Source organism: Intrasporangium sp. DVR, from assembly GCF_040365325.1.
Lineage (GTDB): Bacteria > Actinomycetota > Actinomycetes > Actinomycetales > Dermatophilaceae > Intrasporangium.
Genome location: NZ_BAABZW010000019.1, coordinates 211,450 through 225,113, shown reverse-complemented (window position 1 = coordinate 225,113; position 13,664 = coordinate 211,450). Strand labels below are relative to the sequence as shown.

Here is a 13,664-nt window from a genome sequence, read left to right as displayed (position 1 = left end):
CCACCGGCCCGGAAAATCAAAGCAAGATCTGCAACTTCTTGCAGACCGCCTCGAATTTCTGATCTGGGGGCTGCGGCCTACGCCGGCACGCCGCCCATATTCGAGTGGCCCCGGTGTCCACGGGGACAACGGGGCCACTCGAATGTCGGCGGGGTGGGACGGGCTCAGGTGCCCATGCCTCCGCCCATGCCGCCCATGCCGCGACCCATGCCGCCGCCGCCCATGCCGCCCATGCCGCCGCCGATGACTCCGGCGTCGACCGCCTTCTTGACCGCGTCCGCCTCGGCCCGGGTCAGCTTGCCGTCCGCGACCGCCTGGTCGAGCCGGTCGGTGAGCGCCTGCTCGCGCTCCGCCTCGTGGGCAGCCTGCACCTTCTCGAGGGCCGCCTGGACCTTGCTCACGTCGATGCCCAGCTCGTCGGCCAGGGCCTTGGCCATCGCGGCCTGAATCTGGTCGTGGAGCGCCTCGTGGTCGATGTCACCACTCTGGGCGGAGTCCCGGAGGTCGGCCATCTCGTCCCTGACGTCGTCGCGGGCCGCGGTCATGGCGTCAGTGAGCTTCGACTCGTCCACGCCGAGCTCCGTGGCGAGCTCGGACAGGTCGGCCTGCATGCCACCCCGGAGGCCATGACCCATCCCGCGGCCGGTCCGACTGGTGTCGTCGGTGGTGCCATCGCTCTGGGTGGTCGTGGGTGTCGGCGTGCTCTCGTCGGCCTGGGCGGCCCCGGAGAAGCCGAGTCCGAGTGCTACTGCGGCAACGCCGACCGTGGCGATTCCGGCCATTCTCTTGTTGATCGGCATCATGTCGACCGTGTCCTTTCTGCGGCCCGCCCGTGTCGGCGAGCATCGGGGTGTGTGTCGTCCTGGATCCCAGACAACACCCACCACCAAGCAGGAACCTCTGAGCAACCTGTGAGTCGCTGTGAGGATCGTCGCCGATCCGCAGGGGTCAGTAGACGCCGTCCGGACCGGGCGAGTTGACCAGGGAGTAGGCGGCCCGGGTCAGGTAGTCGCGCAGGCGGTCCTCCAGACCGGGCTCCAGGCCCAGGGTGTCGACCGCGTTCATCATGTGCAGCAGCCAGCGGTCCCGCATGTCCGGGGTGACGGCGAAGGGCACGTGGCGCATGCGCAGGCGCGGGTGCCCCCGCTGGTCGGAGTAGGTCGTCGGCCCGCCCCAGTACTGCTCGAAGAACATTCGCAGCCGGTCCTCGGCCGGGCCGAGGTCGTCCTCCGGGTACAGCGCCCGCAGCGCCTCGTCCTGGGCGACGCCTCGGTAGAACTCACGCACGAGTTTCGCGAAGGTCTCGTGGCCGCCGAAGTCGTCGTAGTAGGTCACGGGCCGATTCTCCCAGACCGCTCAGGACGCCCCGGCCTTGCCGCCGTAGGGCGGGACGGGCGGCAGCAGGACCGGGGATCGGATCCCCTCGCGGTCGAAGGCGACCTTGACCCGCTCGCGGATCTCCCGCTGGACGGAGAAGTGCTCCTGGGCGACGGTCTTGGCGAGGATGCGGATCGTCACGGCGCCTCCCGCGATGGACTCGACCCCGACGACGTCCGGGGCACCGAGCAGCTTCTCGTCCCACGGGGAGTGCTGGTCCATGGTCTCGACGACCTCCCGGATGACGCGCTGGGCCCGCTCGATGTCCTCGTCGTAGGCGACCGGGATGTCGACCATGGCCGTCGACCAGCCCTGCGACCGGTTGCCGATCCGGATGATCTCGCCGTTGCGGACGTACCAGGTCACCCCGCTCGCGTCGCGCAGCTGCGTGACCCGCAGGGAGACGTTCTCCACCGTGCCGACGGCCTCGCCGGTGTCGATGACGTCGCCGACGCCGTACTGGTCCTCGATGATCATGAAGATCCCGGAGAGGAAGTCCTTGACGAGGCTCTGGGCGCCGAAGCCGAGGGCGACCCCGCCGACGCCGGCCGAGGCGAGCAGCGGCGCGAGCGGGATCTCGAGCAGGGCCATGACCGTCAGGATCGCGACGGTGGCGACGACGACGGTGACGATGCTGCGCAGCAGCGAGCCCATCGTCCGGGTCCGTTGGACGTGCCGCTCGTGGGCCAGGCCGATCGCCTGGGCCAGCGAGCGACCACCGCCGGGCAGCTCGGCCAGCCGTTGGGCGTGCCGGCTCGTCGCGCTGGTGACGACTTGGTCGATGAGGCGCTGGAGCAGCCAACGGGCGAGGATCGCCAGCGCGAGCGTGACGATGATCCTGACGGGGACTCCGAAGAGCCAGTCACCCACCTGGGCCCACGTGAGCATCGGAACTGAGCTGAGCGGCATACAGGCCATCCTTTCAAGCGTCCCGACGGCTGCGCCGCCCCCCCGCCGGATGCAGCCGTATGCCGCTCAGCTCGCTCTCGCGCGCCGGCTCAGTCGCGCTCGGCGTCCTTCTGCTGGGCCACCAGGGCGCGGGCGACCGTGTCGCGGTTCTCGGCGACGGTGCGCACCAGGCCCGCCGGGGCGTCCGGGTGAGCCGCGAGCCACGCGTCCGAGGCCGCCTTGAGTGACTCGTCCGCGAGGCCGAAGGGATAGAAGCCGGCGACGACCCGCTCACCGATCGCGACGCTGCGTGCGGCCCACGCGTCGAGGAGCATGTCGTGGTACTTCTCGACGTAGGGCTCGAGGAGCGTCCGGTCGATGCTGCGCAGGAAGCCGTTGCCGATGGCCTGGACCATCTGGTTGGACAGGTCGTTGCGCTCGACGGCCTTCGCCCACGCCTCCGCCTTCGCCTCAGCGGTCGAACGCGCGGCCAGGGCCTCGGCAGCGCGCTCCCGGCCGGTGGCGGTCGGGTCGCGGTCGAGCTCGGCCTGGATCTCGGCTGCGTCGGCGACCCCGAGAGCAGCGAGGGCGCGGACCAGGGTCCAGCGCAGCTCGGTGTCGACGGCGAGACCGGGGAGCGCGGTCTCACCGGCGAGCATGCCTCGCAGCTCCGTCTCGTCCCCGCGGTCGACCGTCGTGTTGGCCCACGCCTCGAGGAGCTGGAACTGGGCGTCGCTGCCGGGCTCCGCGGTCTCGGCGAGCCCTCGGAGCGTGGCCGACAGCAGGGCAGCCGTCTCCGCACGGTGGTCGGGGGCGGTGTAGAGGCGCGTCGCCGTCGTGACCTGGGAGAGGAGCACCCGCAGCAGGGTGGAGTCGCTCTCACCGGGGAGGGAGTCGAGGACGAAGCGGATGAAGTCGCTGGCCGGCATCTCGGCGTCGCGAGTCATGTCCCACGTCGCGCCGAGGACGAGGGAGCGTGGGAGCGAGTCGGCGAAGCCGCGGGGAAGCGCGAGCGCGGTGCGCAGCGAACGCTCGTCGAGGCGGATCTTGGCGTAGGCCAGGTCGTCGTCGTTGAGGAGCAGCAGGTCGGGCTGCGTGAGGCCGACCAGGTCTGCGAGCGCGGTCCGCCCACCCTCGATGTCGACCTCGTGGTAGCCGGCCCGCACGAGCGAGTCGCCCTCCCGGTTGTAGAGACCGATGCCGAGCCGGTGGGGCCGCAGCGTCGGGTACTCCCCGGTGGCGGTCTGCTCGACCGCGAAGGACCGGTAGGTCCCGTCCGGGGCGAGCTCGAACACCGGGCGCAGGGTGTTCACGCCAGCCGTCTCGAGCCACAGCTTGGACCACGACGTCAGCTCACGCCCGGACGCCTGCTCCAGCTCGCCGAGCAGGTCGGCGAGGGTGGTGTTGCCCCAGGCGTGCTTGGCGAAGTACTCCCGGAGCGCGGCGACGAACGGCTCACGCCCCACGTAGGCGACCAGCTGCTTGAGGACCGAGGCCCCCTTCGCGTAGGTGATCCCGTCGAAGTTGACCTCGACGTCCTCGAGGTGGCGCATGTCCGCGGCGATCGGGTGGGTCGAGGTGAGCTGGTCCTGGGCGTAGGCCCACGCCTTCTCCGCGGTGCCGAAGGTCGTCCAGGCGCTGGTCCACTCGGTCGCCTCCGCCTGGCAGGTGGTCGATGCCCACTCGGCGAACGACTCGTTGAGCCAGAGGTCGTCCCACCACTTCATCGTCACGAGGTTGCCGAACCACATGTGCGCCAGCTCGTGCAGGATCGTCAGGGCACGACGCTCGACCTTGGCCTCGGAGACCTTGGACCGGAAGACGTAGATCTCGGTGAAGGTCACGGCTCCGGCGTTCTCCATCGCGCCCATGTTGTACTCGGGCGTGAAGACCTGGTCGTACTTCTCGAACGGGTAGGGCTGGTCGAACTCCTTCTCGAAGAAGGCGAACCCGCGCTTCGTGCAGTCGAAGATGTTGTCCGCGTCGAGGTACTGCGTCAGCGACCTCCGGCAGAAGACGCCGAGCGGCACGACGCCGTTGCGGGTCTCGACTTCGTCGCGGACCTCGTCGTAGGGACCGGCGATGAGCGCCGTGATGTAGGAGGAGATCCGCTTCGTGGGAGCGAACTCCCACGTGGCGACCTCGGTGTGGTCGACGACGCCGGCCGACGCGGGCGCAGGCGTGGGCGAGTTGGAGATGACCTTCCAGTGCGCGGGCGCGGTCACGGTGAAGCGGAATGCGGCCTTGAGGTCGGGCTGCTCGAACACCGCGAACATCCGGCGCGAGTCGGGCACCTCGAACTGCGTGTAGAGGTAGACCTCGTTGTCGACCGGGTCGACGAAGCGGTGCAGGCCCTCGCCGGTGTTGGTGTAGCGACCCGTCGCGTCGACCGTCAGCACGTTGTCCGCGGCGAGGCCGGGCAGGGCGACGCGGGAGTCGGCGAAGACCTGCGCCGGGTCGAGCTCCACACCGTTGAGGCTGACGTGCTCGACCGAGTCGGCGATGAGGTCGATGAAGCTGTCGGCTCCCGGCTCCGAGCAGGTGAACCGGACGGTGGAGACGGTACGGAAGGTCTCGGGACCTGTCGTGAGGTCGAGCGTGACGTCGTACGTCTCCACCCGCAATAGGCTGGCGCGCAGCGCCGCTTCGTCGCGGGTCAGGTTCTTGCCGGGCACGGAGTCCTCCTCATGGGACGGTGTTCGTGGGGTGAGACCCGCCCGCAGGTGGGGACGGCGTCGTCGCGGGGGACATCCTCGCACGGCCACCAGCCGGCCGTGCCGTGCCGGGCGCGGGGGATGGAAGGATGGCCCCATGGCGACCCACGGCACGACCGACCGCACGCTCGAGCGCACCCCCGTGGAGATGTGGTTCGACCCGATCTGTCCGTGGGCCTGGATGACCTCGCGCTGGCTCATGGAGGTGGAGAAGGTCCGTGACATCGACGTGACGTGGTCGGTGATGAGCCTCGCCGTGCTCAACGAGCACCGCGATCTCGACGCCGCCTACCGGACTCTCATGGACAGCGCCTGGGGCCCGGTCCGGGTCATCGTGGCCGCAGCCGAGGAGCACGGCCCGGAGTTCGTCAAGCCCCTCTACGACGCCATGGGCACCCGCATCCACCCGGGGCGCCGCACCGACCTCGACCGAGTCATCCAGGAGTCCCTCGTGGAGGTCGGGCTGCCGGAGCGGCTCGCCGCCGCCGCCCACCACAAGACCCACGACGCGGCCCTCCGCCGGAGCCACAAGCGCGGGATCTCCCTCGTCGGCACCGAGGTCGGCACGCCGATCATCTCCGTCGAGGGCGTGGCCTTCTTCGGCCCGGTCGTCACTCCGGCGCCGAAGGGCGAGGACGCCGCGAGGCTCTGGGACGGCTGCGTCCTGGTCGCCGGCACCCCGGGGTTCTACGAGCTGAAGCGGACCCGCACGCAGCACCCGATCTTCACCTGATCCCACCCGATCGCGTCGCTGGGTCCGACCTGTCTCCAGCCATCGCAATCACCTTCACCCGCTCACCGCACAAGGACGGACATGCGTATCCACATCGGCGGCGACCACGCCTCCTACGAGCTCCAGCAGGCCCTCATGGCGCACCTCGCGGAGGGCGGCCACGAGGTCGTCAACCACGGCCCCTTCGCCTACGACGCGAAGGACGACTACCCGGTGTTCGTGCTGCGAGCGGCCGAAGCGGTGGCCTCGGACCCGGGGTCGCGCGGCATCGTCCTCGGAGGCTCCGGAAACGGAGAGCAGATGGCCGCGAACAAGGTCGACGGCGTCCGGGCCGCCCTCGCCTACTCGACCGAGCTGGCGGCGCTCGCGCGGGAGCACAACGACGCGCAGATCGTCTCGATCGGGGCTCGGTTCACGCCCGAGGACGCGGCCAAGCAGATCGTCGATACCTTCCTGGTCACAGAATTCTCCGATGATGAGCGGCACAGCCGTCGCATAGGTATGGTTTCCGCGTACGAGGCCGACAAGGTGCTGCCGCCGCTCCCGGACTCGGCCGGCTGACGGACGTCCCCACCGACGGGCCGCCGGCGCGAAACGACTGACGACCCTCACTGCACACAACGAGATCGGTGCCTGCCGGACCCTCCACGGCCCCTTCGATCCAGGGATGGAGGCTTGTGGCCCTCAAGGAGAGCTATGTCTCTCACCGCCCGAGCATCGCCGCCGGGCCGATTCGCCGTGCCCGCATGCTGGTGCCCTGGATGTCCCGGGCGCCGTGGCTCCTCGTCGTCGGTCTGATCCTGCTCGGGCTCGGCGCCGGCTGGGCCATCACGACCTGGCCCGAGCAGGTGCCGTGGGGCATCTTCGCCCTTCTCGTCGTCGTCGGCGGGCTGTTCCTCGAGCCGCGACATCTCGTGATCGTCTACGTCGCCCTCTTCTCGACCATGGCGATCGTCGGCGCCACCCTCGGCGCGCGCAAGGGCGCCACCTTCGGCACCGAGCTCGTGACCCTCGCGACGATGCTGCTCATGATCTGGCTCGCGCACGCCCGCGCCCAGGTAGGGGTGGTCGGCGTCAGCGGCGAGTCGATGCTCGTCGACATGCGGGACCGGCTGCGCGCCCAGGGCGAGCTGCCCGAGCTGCCGCCCGACTGGTCGGCTGAGATCGCGCTCGAGTCGGCCTACGGCGACAGCTTCGCCGGTGACTTCGTGGTGGCCGGCCGCTCCACGGACGGCTCCATCCTCGAGATCGCCCTCGTCGACGTGTCGGGCAAGGGCCGTCAGGCCGGGACGAGGTCGCTGCTGCTCTCGGGCGCCCTGGGGGGTCTGCTCGGGGAGATGAGCGAGCACGGCTTCCTCCACGCCGCGAACACCCACCTGCTGCGCCTGCGCTGGCCGGAGGGGTTCGCCACGGCCGTCCACGTTGCGATCAACCTCGAGACGGGCGAGTTCTCCATCGGCTACGCCGGGCACCCGGCCGCCGCCCAGTTCGCCGCTGGGTCAGGGCGGTGGCGCATGCTCTCCGGCGGGCGCGGACCCCTCCTCGGAGTCGTCGAGAACGCCGACTACCCGCGGGAGACCGGCACGCTCCGGCACGGCGACGCGCTCGTCCTCTACAGCGACGGTGTGATCGAGGCCCGGGACAAGACCCTGGTTGACGGCATCGACCGGATGCTCGGGCGCGCCGAGTCCTTCGTGACCAAGGGCTTCGAGGGGCTCGCCCAACGGCTCTGCGACCACGCCCTCGCCGGCCATGGCGACGACCGCGCGGTCGTCACCATCTGGCGGCGCTGAGCGGTCGCCAACGGACGGCCGCGACATCACTACGATGCCGGGGTGAACCTGCCCGCCGACGATCCCGCCGACGATCCCGCCGACCGGCCCGTGTCCCACGCGCGGCGCAAGCCGCATGAGGTGCCCGAGCTGCCTCACGGCGTCACGCCCGCACGGGTCCGCACCTTCGTGCGCCGCGGCCGCCTCTCCGCGCTGACCGTCGCGCGTCTCGAGCGTCTCGGTCCGGCGCGCGCTCTTCCCGGGGGACCGTTCGAGCCCGAGCGGGCCTTCGGCCGCGTCGCGCCGGTCGTTCTCGAGATCGGCAGCGGCCACGGCCAGGCCGCGATCGCCTTCGCCGCGGCCTTTCCCGACGTGGACGTCCTCGCGATGGACGTCCACTCCCCGGGACTGGCCCGGATGCTCGCAGACGCCGACCGCGCTGGGGTGCCCAACCTGCGCGTCGAGCAGGGCGATGCCATCGTGTTCCTCGAGGACCGGGTGCGGGATCGGACCTTCGACGCGATCCACCTGTTCTTCCCGGACCCGTGGCGCAAGAAGAAGCACACCAAGCGCCGGTTCATCTCCCCGACGAACCTCGACCTGCTCGCCCGCGTCCTCACGTCAGGGGGGCACGTCCTCGTCGCCACCGACCAGGCCTTCTACGCCGAGCACGTCCTCAGGGAGACTGCGGAGCACCCGCGGTTCGAGGCGCGCCGGGTCGAGCGACCCGAGTGGCGGCCCGCCGCCGGGTTCGAGGCCAAGGGCCGGGCAGCCGGCCGCGAGATCCACGAGCTGCGCCTCGACCTCGTCGACTGAGCCCGCGCTCGCTCGTGCCTCGCTCCTCCCCTGTTGAGGGGGACCTTCGGTCGGGGCAACAGGATTTGAACCTGCGACCTTCCGCTCCCAAAGCGGACGCGCTACCAAACTGCGCCATGCCCCGTCGTGCCCGACCGGCACGAAGAGACCCGCGGGGGCGGGCCGATTTCTGCGGACGGGACGCGAACCAGTAGGCTAGCGCCTCGGATCGCCGGGTCAACCAGCGGCCCTGCGGGCGTAGCTCAATGGTAGAGCCTCAGTCTTCCAAACTGATTACGCGAGTTCGATTCTCGTCGCCCGCTCCACCTCCCTCGGTGCGCTCCGCGCGTCCAGCGCCTACTGTGACGACGTGTTCCGACCTGACCTCGTCGATGCCCTGCGCGACAAGGACGCCGTGCTCCGAGCCTTCGTCGCAGCGGATGGCTCCCTCACGAGGATCCCGACGAAGATCCGCAAGCGACTCGTCGTCCTCGACCACGTCGTCCAGGTCTTCGAGCCCGGGGAGAGGTACGACGAAACGACCGTCAACAACCGGCTGCGGACGTTCCATGCAGACGTGGCCGCCCTCCGCCGCTACCTCGTCGAGGAGGGTTTCCTCGACCGCGCCGGCGGACTGTACTGGCGCTCAGGGGGCTCCGTCACGTGACCCGGCCCAGCGGCATACGCCCTCGCCGGAGGCCGTATGCCGCTCAGCTCACTCCGCGCGGAAACCGAGGGTCTCGCTGAGGTGGCTCTCGGCGCCCGCCGCCTCGAGGCCCTTCTCGACAGCGGCTGCCGTGCGGGGGGAGGGCCAGGCGTGCCACCAGTAGAGGGCGGCCGTGACGGGGAGCGCGACGAGCAGCGGGAGCCACGAGCGGGGCGTCACGAGGAACGAGACCGCGAACGCCACCAGGACCGGTGTCTCCGCGATCGCCGACCGGAGGACGGTCGTCGAGCCGAAGTAGCGCAGGCTCGTCCGGGCGGCGTTCTCCCGGGGCAGCCCCTGGGGCAAGGACGGCACGGCGTAGCCGACGAGCGTGATCAGCACGGTGGCGGCGACGACGGCCGCGAGGACGATGGCGACGGCGAGCCACGACGGCGGCACCGGCTCAGGGTCGACGAGGATCCGCATCGCCGTGATCATCAGGGCGCCGATGCCGATCGCGACGCTGACGAGCTGGAGCGGGCGGAGAGCCGCGAGGGCGGGGTCCGGAGGTGGCGACGACGGCCGAGGCGCGGGCATGGCCCCGAGCATAGGAGCACGCATTTAGTGCCGGGGCAGGGCGACCGATAGCATGGTGCGTCGGTGCGCCCACAGCGGCGACCGCGGGAGTCACCTCCCACCAGTCCACCTCCCACAGCCCACATGGAGTACCCGCAGTGAAGAGCGCGCTCGAGACCCTCAGCCCGACCCGGGTCAAGTTGACCGTCGAGGTCCCGTTCGAGGAGCTCAAGCCGAGCCTCGATGCGGCCATCAAGCACATCGGTGAGCACCTTCAGGTGCCCGGCTTCCGCAAGGGCAAGGTCCCGGCGCGCCTCATCGAGCAGCGCGTCGGTCGCGCCGCGGTCCTCGAGGAGGCGGTCAACAACGCCCTTCCGGACCTCTACGGCCGCGCGCTCGAGGAGAACTCCGTCCGCCCGCTGGGCCAGCCCGAGATCACCGACCTCAAGGTCCCGGCCACCGACGGTGAGGACTTCACCTTCACGGCTGAGGTGGACCGCCGCCCCGACATCGAGCTGCCGGACTTCTCCGACATCGAGCTCACGGTCGACGAGGCCGTGGTGTCCGATGACGACGTCGCCGAGCGGCTCGACGCCCTCCGCGCCCGGTTCGGCACGCTCAAGGGCGTCGAGCGTCCCGTCCAGGAGGGCGACTTCGTCTCCATCGACCTGTCCGCCGAGATCGACGGCGAGGAGATCGACGCGGTCAAGGGCGTCTCGTACGAGGTCGGGACCAACAACATGCTCGAGGGCATGGACGAGGCCCTCGTCGGCATGGCGGCCGACGAGACGAAGTCCTTCACCGCACCGCTGGCCGGCGGCGACCGCGAGGGCCAGGAGGCCAGCTGCACCGTGACGGTGCTGTCCGTCAAGGAGCGGGAGCTGCCCGAGCTCGACGACGAGTTCGCCCAGCTCGCATCCGAGTTCGACACGCTCGACGAGCTCAAGGCGGACCTCACGGAGAAGGCCGCGGTGGATGCGAAGTTCGCCCAGGGCGTGGCCGCCCGGGACCAGCTGCTCGAGGCGATCCTCGAGCGCGTGGAGGTGCCGATCCCCGAGGGCATCGTCGACGCCGAGGTCAACTCCCACCTCGAGGGCGAGGGCCGCCTCGAGGACGACGAGCACCGCGCCGAGGTCGACGAGAACACCCGCAAGGGCCTCAAGACCCAGCTCGTCCTCGACGCGATCGCGGAGAAGGAAGCGGTCCAGGTCCAGCAGGCCGAGCTCATCGAGTTCCTCGTCATGAACGCCCAGCAGTACGGCATGGACCCCAACGCCTTCGCCCAGACGCTGGACAAGGAGGGGCAGATCCCCGCCATGGTGGCGGAGGTGGCCCGCCGCAAGGCGCTGGCCTCGGTGCTCGAGAAGGTCTCGGTCAAGGACACGGCCGGCAACGTGGTCGACCTCAACGAGGCCGTCCCCGGGACCGAGGACCTCGACGACACCGACGAGGACGTGACCGCGGACGAGGCGACGGACGCCGATCTCGCCACCGAGGAGTCGGCCAAGGCCTGACCCCATTTCCCCAGCCTCACGACGGCCGGCGCCCTGAGGGCGTCGGCCGTCGCCGTCCCCGCACGGCCGCACCACACGTGCACTGCCAGGGGGAGTGGGTAGTGGGACCGGTGCCCGTGCGGCGCGACCGGACGGCAGGCGGATGCAGACCGGACCCAGGAGGCACCGAGTGAGCGACTTCGACCACACCCCGAGCGAGATCCCGGAGGACACCGGCCAGCCGCCGCGTGGAGGCGACCCGTCCGTCGACGAGGTGCCACCAGAGCCCACCGAGACCGACGTCGAGCGCGGCAGCGTCGACGGGAGCGCCAAGGAGAACCCGGTCCTCGAGGGGTCGCTCGAGGACGCCGGTGACGTTCGGGGCGTCCCCACCCACCAGGAAGCGCGTCCCGGGGAGGATGACCCGGCGGTCAGCTGACCGTTCACCACGAGCCCCCGATCAGGGCCGGCTCCCGGGCACCACGCAGCCCCCGGGCGCCGGCCCGCTCGCGTCGGAACCAGTCCATGCTCGCGTCGGAACCGGTCCATGCTGGCGTCGGAACCGGTCCATGCTGGCGTCGGAACCGATGCATGGGAGCCGGCCCAGCGGCATACGGCAGCGGTCTGCCCGGCCCCGATGGCCGGCTGTTTGTGCGCTCAGGGCGAACACGGCGTGGTCCGGGAAATCCCACTCTGGGTTCGGGCGTTAGGGTCAGTGACGAGCCAGCCGACCGGGCCACCCTCCGGCCGGGCGGGACAACTTCGACGATGGAGACAAGGTGACTTCGGACATCTCCGCCAACGGCACCGGTATGCCGGGCGGTCTCGACGACCACATCTACAACCGGCTGCTCAAGGAACGCATCATCTTCCTCGGCTCCGACGTTCGTGACGAGAACGCCAACGCCATCTGTGCCCAGCTGCTGCTGCTCTCGGCAGAAGACCCCGAGAAGGACGTCTGGCTCTACATCAACAGCCCCGGCGGGTCGATCTCGGCCGGCATGGCGATCTACGACACGATGAACTGGATCCCCAACGACGTCGCCACCGTCGCCATGGGGATGGCCGCCTCGATGGGGCAGTTCCTCCTCTCGGCGGGCACCAAGGGCAAGCGCTACGCCACCCCGCACGCCCGCGTCATGATGCACCAGCCGTCCGGCGGCATCGGCGGCACGGCCACGGACATCAAGATCCAGGCCGAGCAGATGCTCTACATCAAGAACCAGATGGCCGAGCTCATCGCCCAGCACACCGGTCAGTCCGTGGAGCAGATCGTCAAGGACTCCGACCGCGATCGCTGGTTCAGCGCGGAGGAGGCGAAGGAGTACGGCTTCGTCGACCACGTCTTCAGCAGCTCCGGCCAGGCCATCGAGGGCGAGGGCGTGGGTCAGGCCGACGCGAAGACCGACGGCACGAGCGACGAGAAGTGAGAGACCCGATGATGATCACCCCGAGCAACCGCCTGGCCGCGCCGGCGCCGCAGAGCCGCTACATCCTGCCGCAGTTCGAGGAGCGCACCTCCTACGGCATGAAGCGGTCCGACCCGTACAACAAGCTCTTCGAGGACCGCATCATCTTCCTCGGCGTGCAGGTGGACGACGCGTCGGCCGACGACATCATCGCCCAGCTGCTCGTCCTCGAGTCGCTCGACCCGGACCGCGACATCCTCATGTACATCAACAGCCCCGGTGGCTCCTTCACCGCGATGACCGCGATCTACGACACGATGCAGTTCGTCCGACCCGACATCCAGACGTTCTGCATCGGCCAGGCCGCGTCTGCGGCAGCCGTGCTGCTCGGGGCCGGGGCGCAGGGCAAGCGGTTCGCGCTGCCGAACTCCCGGATCCTGATCCACCAGCCGGCCCTGCAGGGTGGCGACTACGGGCAAGCCTCGGACATCGAGATCCAGGCCAACGAGGTGCTGCGCATGCGCACCTGGCTCGAGGACACCCTGGCCCACCACACCGGCCGGACCTCCGAGACGGTCCGTGACGACATCGAGCGGGACAAGATCCTCTCGGCTGTGGACGCGAAGGAGTACGGCCTCATCGACGAGGTGCTCGCCTCGCGCAAGGCCTCCCTCGAGGTCTGACCGACCCCGTCCGATCGAGAGAGCAGTTCGCGACATGCCATGCGTCGCGAACTGCTCTCTCGATGACGGTTATGTTGGGGGCATGGCGAGCACAGAGTTCGAGTCGGCCGTCGCGTCCGTCAAGGGCCTGACCGAGGACCCCGGCAATGACGTCAAGCTGAAGCTCTACGCGCTCTACAAGCAGGCGACCGACGGAGACGTGACGGGCAAGCGGCCGGGCTTCACCGACTTCGTCGGACGGGCGAAGTACGACGCGTGGGCCAAGCTGAGCGGCACGTCGCGCGAGGACGCGGAGGCCCAGTACGTCGCCATCGTCCAGGACCTCACCGCCCCCTGACCCACGTCCCCGGTTCGTCGGGCTCGTCGGCTGACCGGCGCGCCATCTGCGCGCGTGTGGGAAAGGTGCATGGCTCGGCTGCTGACCGGCACGCCTTTTCCGCGCGTGTGGGAAAGGTGCATGGCTCGGCTGCTGACCGGCGCGCCTTTTCCGCGCGTGTGGGAAAGGTGCATGGCTCGGCTGCTGACCGGCGCGCCTTCTGCGCGCGTGTGGAAAAGGTGCATGGCTCGGCTGCTGACCG

At 70.0% G+C, this 13,664-nt stretch carries 15 protein-coding genes and 2 tRNA genes; 11 read left to right on the top strand and 6 right to left on the bottom strand.

Annotation, left to right across the window (positions count from 1 at the left end; genetic code table 11):
• Window positions 1-164: 164 nt before the first annotated feature.
• From ABWV20_RS15030 to pepN, 4 genes are all read right to left on the bottom strand, one after another.
• Window positions 165-803, bottom strand: a complete 639-nt coding sequence (locus ABWV20_RS15030) for a hypothetical protein (RefSeq protein ID WP_353356446.1) — start codon at window positions 801-803, stop codon at window positions 165-167.
• Between the two features lie 145 nt (window positions 804-948).
• Window positions 949-1,335 carry a globin gene (locus tag ABWV20_RS15025; protein WP_353356444.1) on the bottom strand — a complete coding sequence of 129 codons (387 nt, stop codon included), beginning with the start codon at window positions 1,333-1,335 and terminating at the stop codon, window positions 949-951.
• Between the two features lie 21 nt (window positions 1,336-1,356).
• A complete protein-coding gene (locus ABWV20_RS15020; RefSeq protein ID WP_353356442.1) occupies window positions 1,357-2,286 on the bottom strand; it encodes a mechanosensitive ion channel family protein in 930 nt (309 codons plus the stop codon).
• 89 nt (window positions 2,287-2,375) lie between these two features.
• Window positions 2,376-4,940, bottom strand: coding sequence for an aminopeptidase N (gene pepN / locus ABWV20_RS15015; protein WP_353356440.1), 2,565 nt, complete (start codon window positions 4,938-4,940; stop codon window positions 2,376-2,378).
• Between the two features lie 136 nt (window positions 4,941-5,076).
• On the opposite strand from pepN, the gene ABWV20_RS15010 reads away from it, so the two are divergent.
• From ABWV20_RS15010 to trmB, 4 genes are all read left to right on the top strand, one after another.
• A complete protein-coding gene (locus tag ABWV20_RS15010; protein ID WP_353356438.1) occupies window positions 5,077-5,712 on the top strand; it encodes a mycothiol-dependent nitroreductase Rv2466c family protein in 636 nt (211 codons plus the stop codon).
• A gap of 81 nt (window positions 5,713-5,793) precedes the next feature.
• The gene (locus tag ABWV20_RS15005; protein WP_353356436.1) at window positions 5,794-6,273 is read left to right on the top strand and encodes a ribose-5-phosphate isomerase; all 480 of its coding nucleotides are present in this window, start codon (window positions 5,794-5,796) and stop codon (window positions 6,271-6,273) included.
• Window positions 6,274-6,389: 116 nt separating this feature from the next.
• Window positions 6,390-7,505 carry a PP2C family protein-serine/threonine phosphatase gene (locus ABWV20_RS15000; RefSeq protein ID WP_353356434.1) on the top strand — a complete coding sequence of 372 codons (1,116 nt, stop codon included), beginning with the start codon at window positions 6,390-6,392 and terminating at the stop codon, window positions 7,503-7,505.
• A 42-nt stretch (window positions 7,506-7,547) separates the two neighbouring features.
• Window positions 7,548-8,300 carry a tRNA (guanosine(46)-N7)-methyltransferase TrmB gene (trmB, locus tag ABWV20_RS14995; protein ID WP_353356432.1) on the top strand — a complete coding sequence of 251 codons (753 nt, stop codon included), beginning with the start codon at window positions 7,548-7,550 and terminating at the stop codon, window positions 8,298-8,300.
• A gap of 50 nt (window positions 8,301-8,350) precedes the next feature.
• Here the strand turns inward: trmB and ABWV20_RS14990 are convergent.
• Window positions 8,351-8,424: transfer RNA gene (locus ABWV20_RS14990), tRNA-Pro, on the bottom strand.
• Between the two features lie 107 nt (window positions 8,425-8,531).
• Here ABWV20_RS14990 and ABWV20_RS14985 point away from each other — a divergent pair.
• Both ABWV20_RS14985 and ABWV20_RS14980 read left to right on the top strand, forming a co-directional pair.
• Window positions 8,532-8,605, top strand: a tRNA-Gly gene (locus ABWV20_RS14985).
• A gap of 44 nt (window positions 8,606-8,649) precedes the next feature.
• On the top strand, window positions 8,650-8,946 hold the full coding sequence (locus tag ABWV20_RS14980; protein WP_353356430.1) for a DUF2087 domain-containing protein: 297 nt from the start codon (window positions 8,650-8,652) through the stop codon (window positions 8,944-8,946).
• Window positions 8,947-8,994: 48 nt separating this feature from the next.
• Here ABWV20_RS14980 and ABWV20_RS14975 read toward each other — a convergent pair whose 3' ends face one another.
• Complete coding sequence (locus ABWV20_RS14975) at window positions 8,995-9,522, bottom strand: hypothetical protein (protein ID WP_353356428.1); 528 nt, start codon at window positions 9,520-9,522, stop codon at window positions 8,995-8,997.
• Window positions 9,523-9,659: 137 nt separating this feature from the next.
• On the opposite strand from ABWV20_RS14975, the gene tig reads away from it, so the two are divergent.
• From tig to ABWV20_RS14950, 5 genes are all read left to right on the top strand, one after another.
• Window positions 9,660-11,015: a trigger factor gene (tig, locus tag ABWV20_RS14970; protein WP_353356426.1), complete on the top strand. Its 1,356-nt coding sequence runs from the start codon at window positions 9,660-9,662 to the stop codon at window positions 11,013-11,015.
• A 169-nt stretch (window positions 11,016-11,184) separates the two neighbouring features.
• On the top strand, window positions 11,185-11,433 hold the full coding sequence (locus ABWV20_RS14965; protein WP_353356424.1) for a hypothetical protein: 249 nt from the start codon (window positions 11,185-11,187) through the stop codon (window positions 11,431-11,433).
• Between the two features lie 373 nt (window positions 11,434-11,806).
• The gene (locus tag ABWV20_RS14960; protein WP_353356750.1) at window positions 11,807-12,424 is read left to right on the top strand and encodes an ATP-dependent Clp protease proteolytic subunit; all 618 of its coding nucleotides are present in this window, start codon (window positions 11,807-11,809) and stop codon (window positions 12,422-12,424) included.
• An 8-nt stretch (window positions 12,425-12,432) separates the two neighbouring features.
• Complete coding sequence (locus ABWV20_RS14955) at window positions 12,433-13,086, top strand: ATP-dependent Clp protease proteolytic subunit (protein WP_353356748.1); 654 nt, start codon at window positions 12,433-12,435, stop codon at window positions 13,084-13,086.
• Between the two features lie 82 nt (window positions 13,087-13,168).
• On the top strand, window positions 13,169-13,423 hold the full coding sequence (locus tag ABWV20_RS14950; protein WP_353356422.1) for an acyl-CoA-binding protein: 255 nt from the start codon (window positions 13,169-13,171) through the stop codon (window positions 13,421-13,423).
• Window positions 13,424-13,664 lie beyond the last annotated feature (241 nt).

What these genes read in the sequence shown, in the direction of transcription:
- ABWV20_RS15030 (WP_353356446.1), bottom strand. Translation starts at nt 803, where the DNA reads ATGATGCCGATCAACAAGAGAATGGCCGGAATCGCCACGGTCGGCGTT.
- ABWV20_RS15020 (WP_353356442.1), bottom strand. Translation starts at nt 2,286, where the DNA reads ATGCCGCTCAGCTCAGTTCCGATGCTCACGTGGGCCCAGGTGGGTGAC.
- ABWV20_RS15010 (WP_353356438.1), top strand. Translation starts at nt 5,077, where the DNA reads ATGGCGACCCACGGCACGACCGACCGCACGCTCGAGCGCACCCCCGTG.
- ABWV20_RS15005 (WP_353356436.1), top strand. Translation starts at nt 5,794, where the DNA reads ATGCGTATCCACATCGGCGGCGACCACGCCTCCTACGAGCTCCAGCAG.
- ABWV20_RS14975 (WP_353356428.1), bottom strand. Translation starts at nt 9,522, where the DNA reads ATGCCCGCGCCTCGGCCGTCGTCGCCACCTCCGGACCCCGCCCTCGCG.
- ABWV20_RS14960 (WP_353356750.1), top strand. Translation starts at nt 11,807, where the DNA reads ATGCCGGGCGGTCTCGACGACCACATCTACAACCGGCTGCTCAAGGAA.
- ABWV20_RS14955 (WP_353356748.1), top strand. Translation starts at nt 12,433, where the DNA reads ATGATGATCACCCCGAGCAACCGCCTGGCCGCGCCGGCGCCGCAGAGC.
- ABWV20_RS14950 (WP_353356422.1), top strand. Translation starts at nt 13,169, where the DNA reads ATGGCGAGCACAGAGTTCGAGTCGGCCGTCGCGTCCGTCAAGGGCCTG.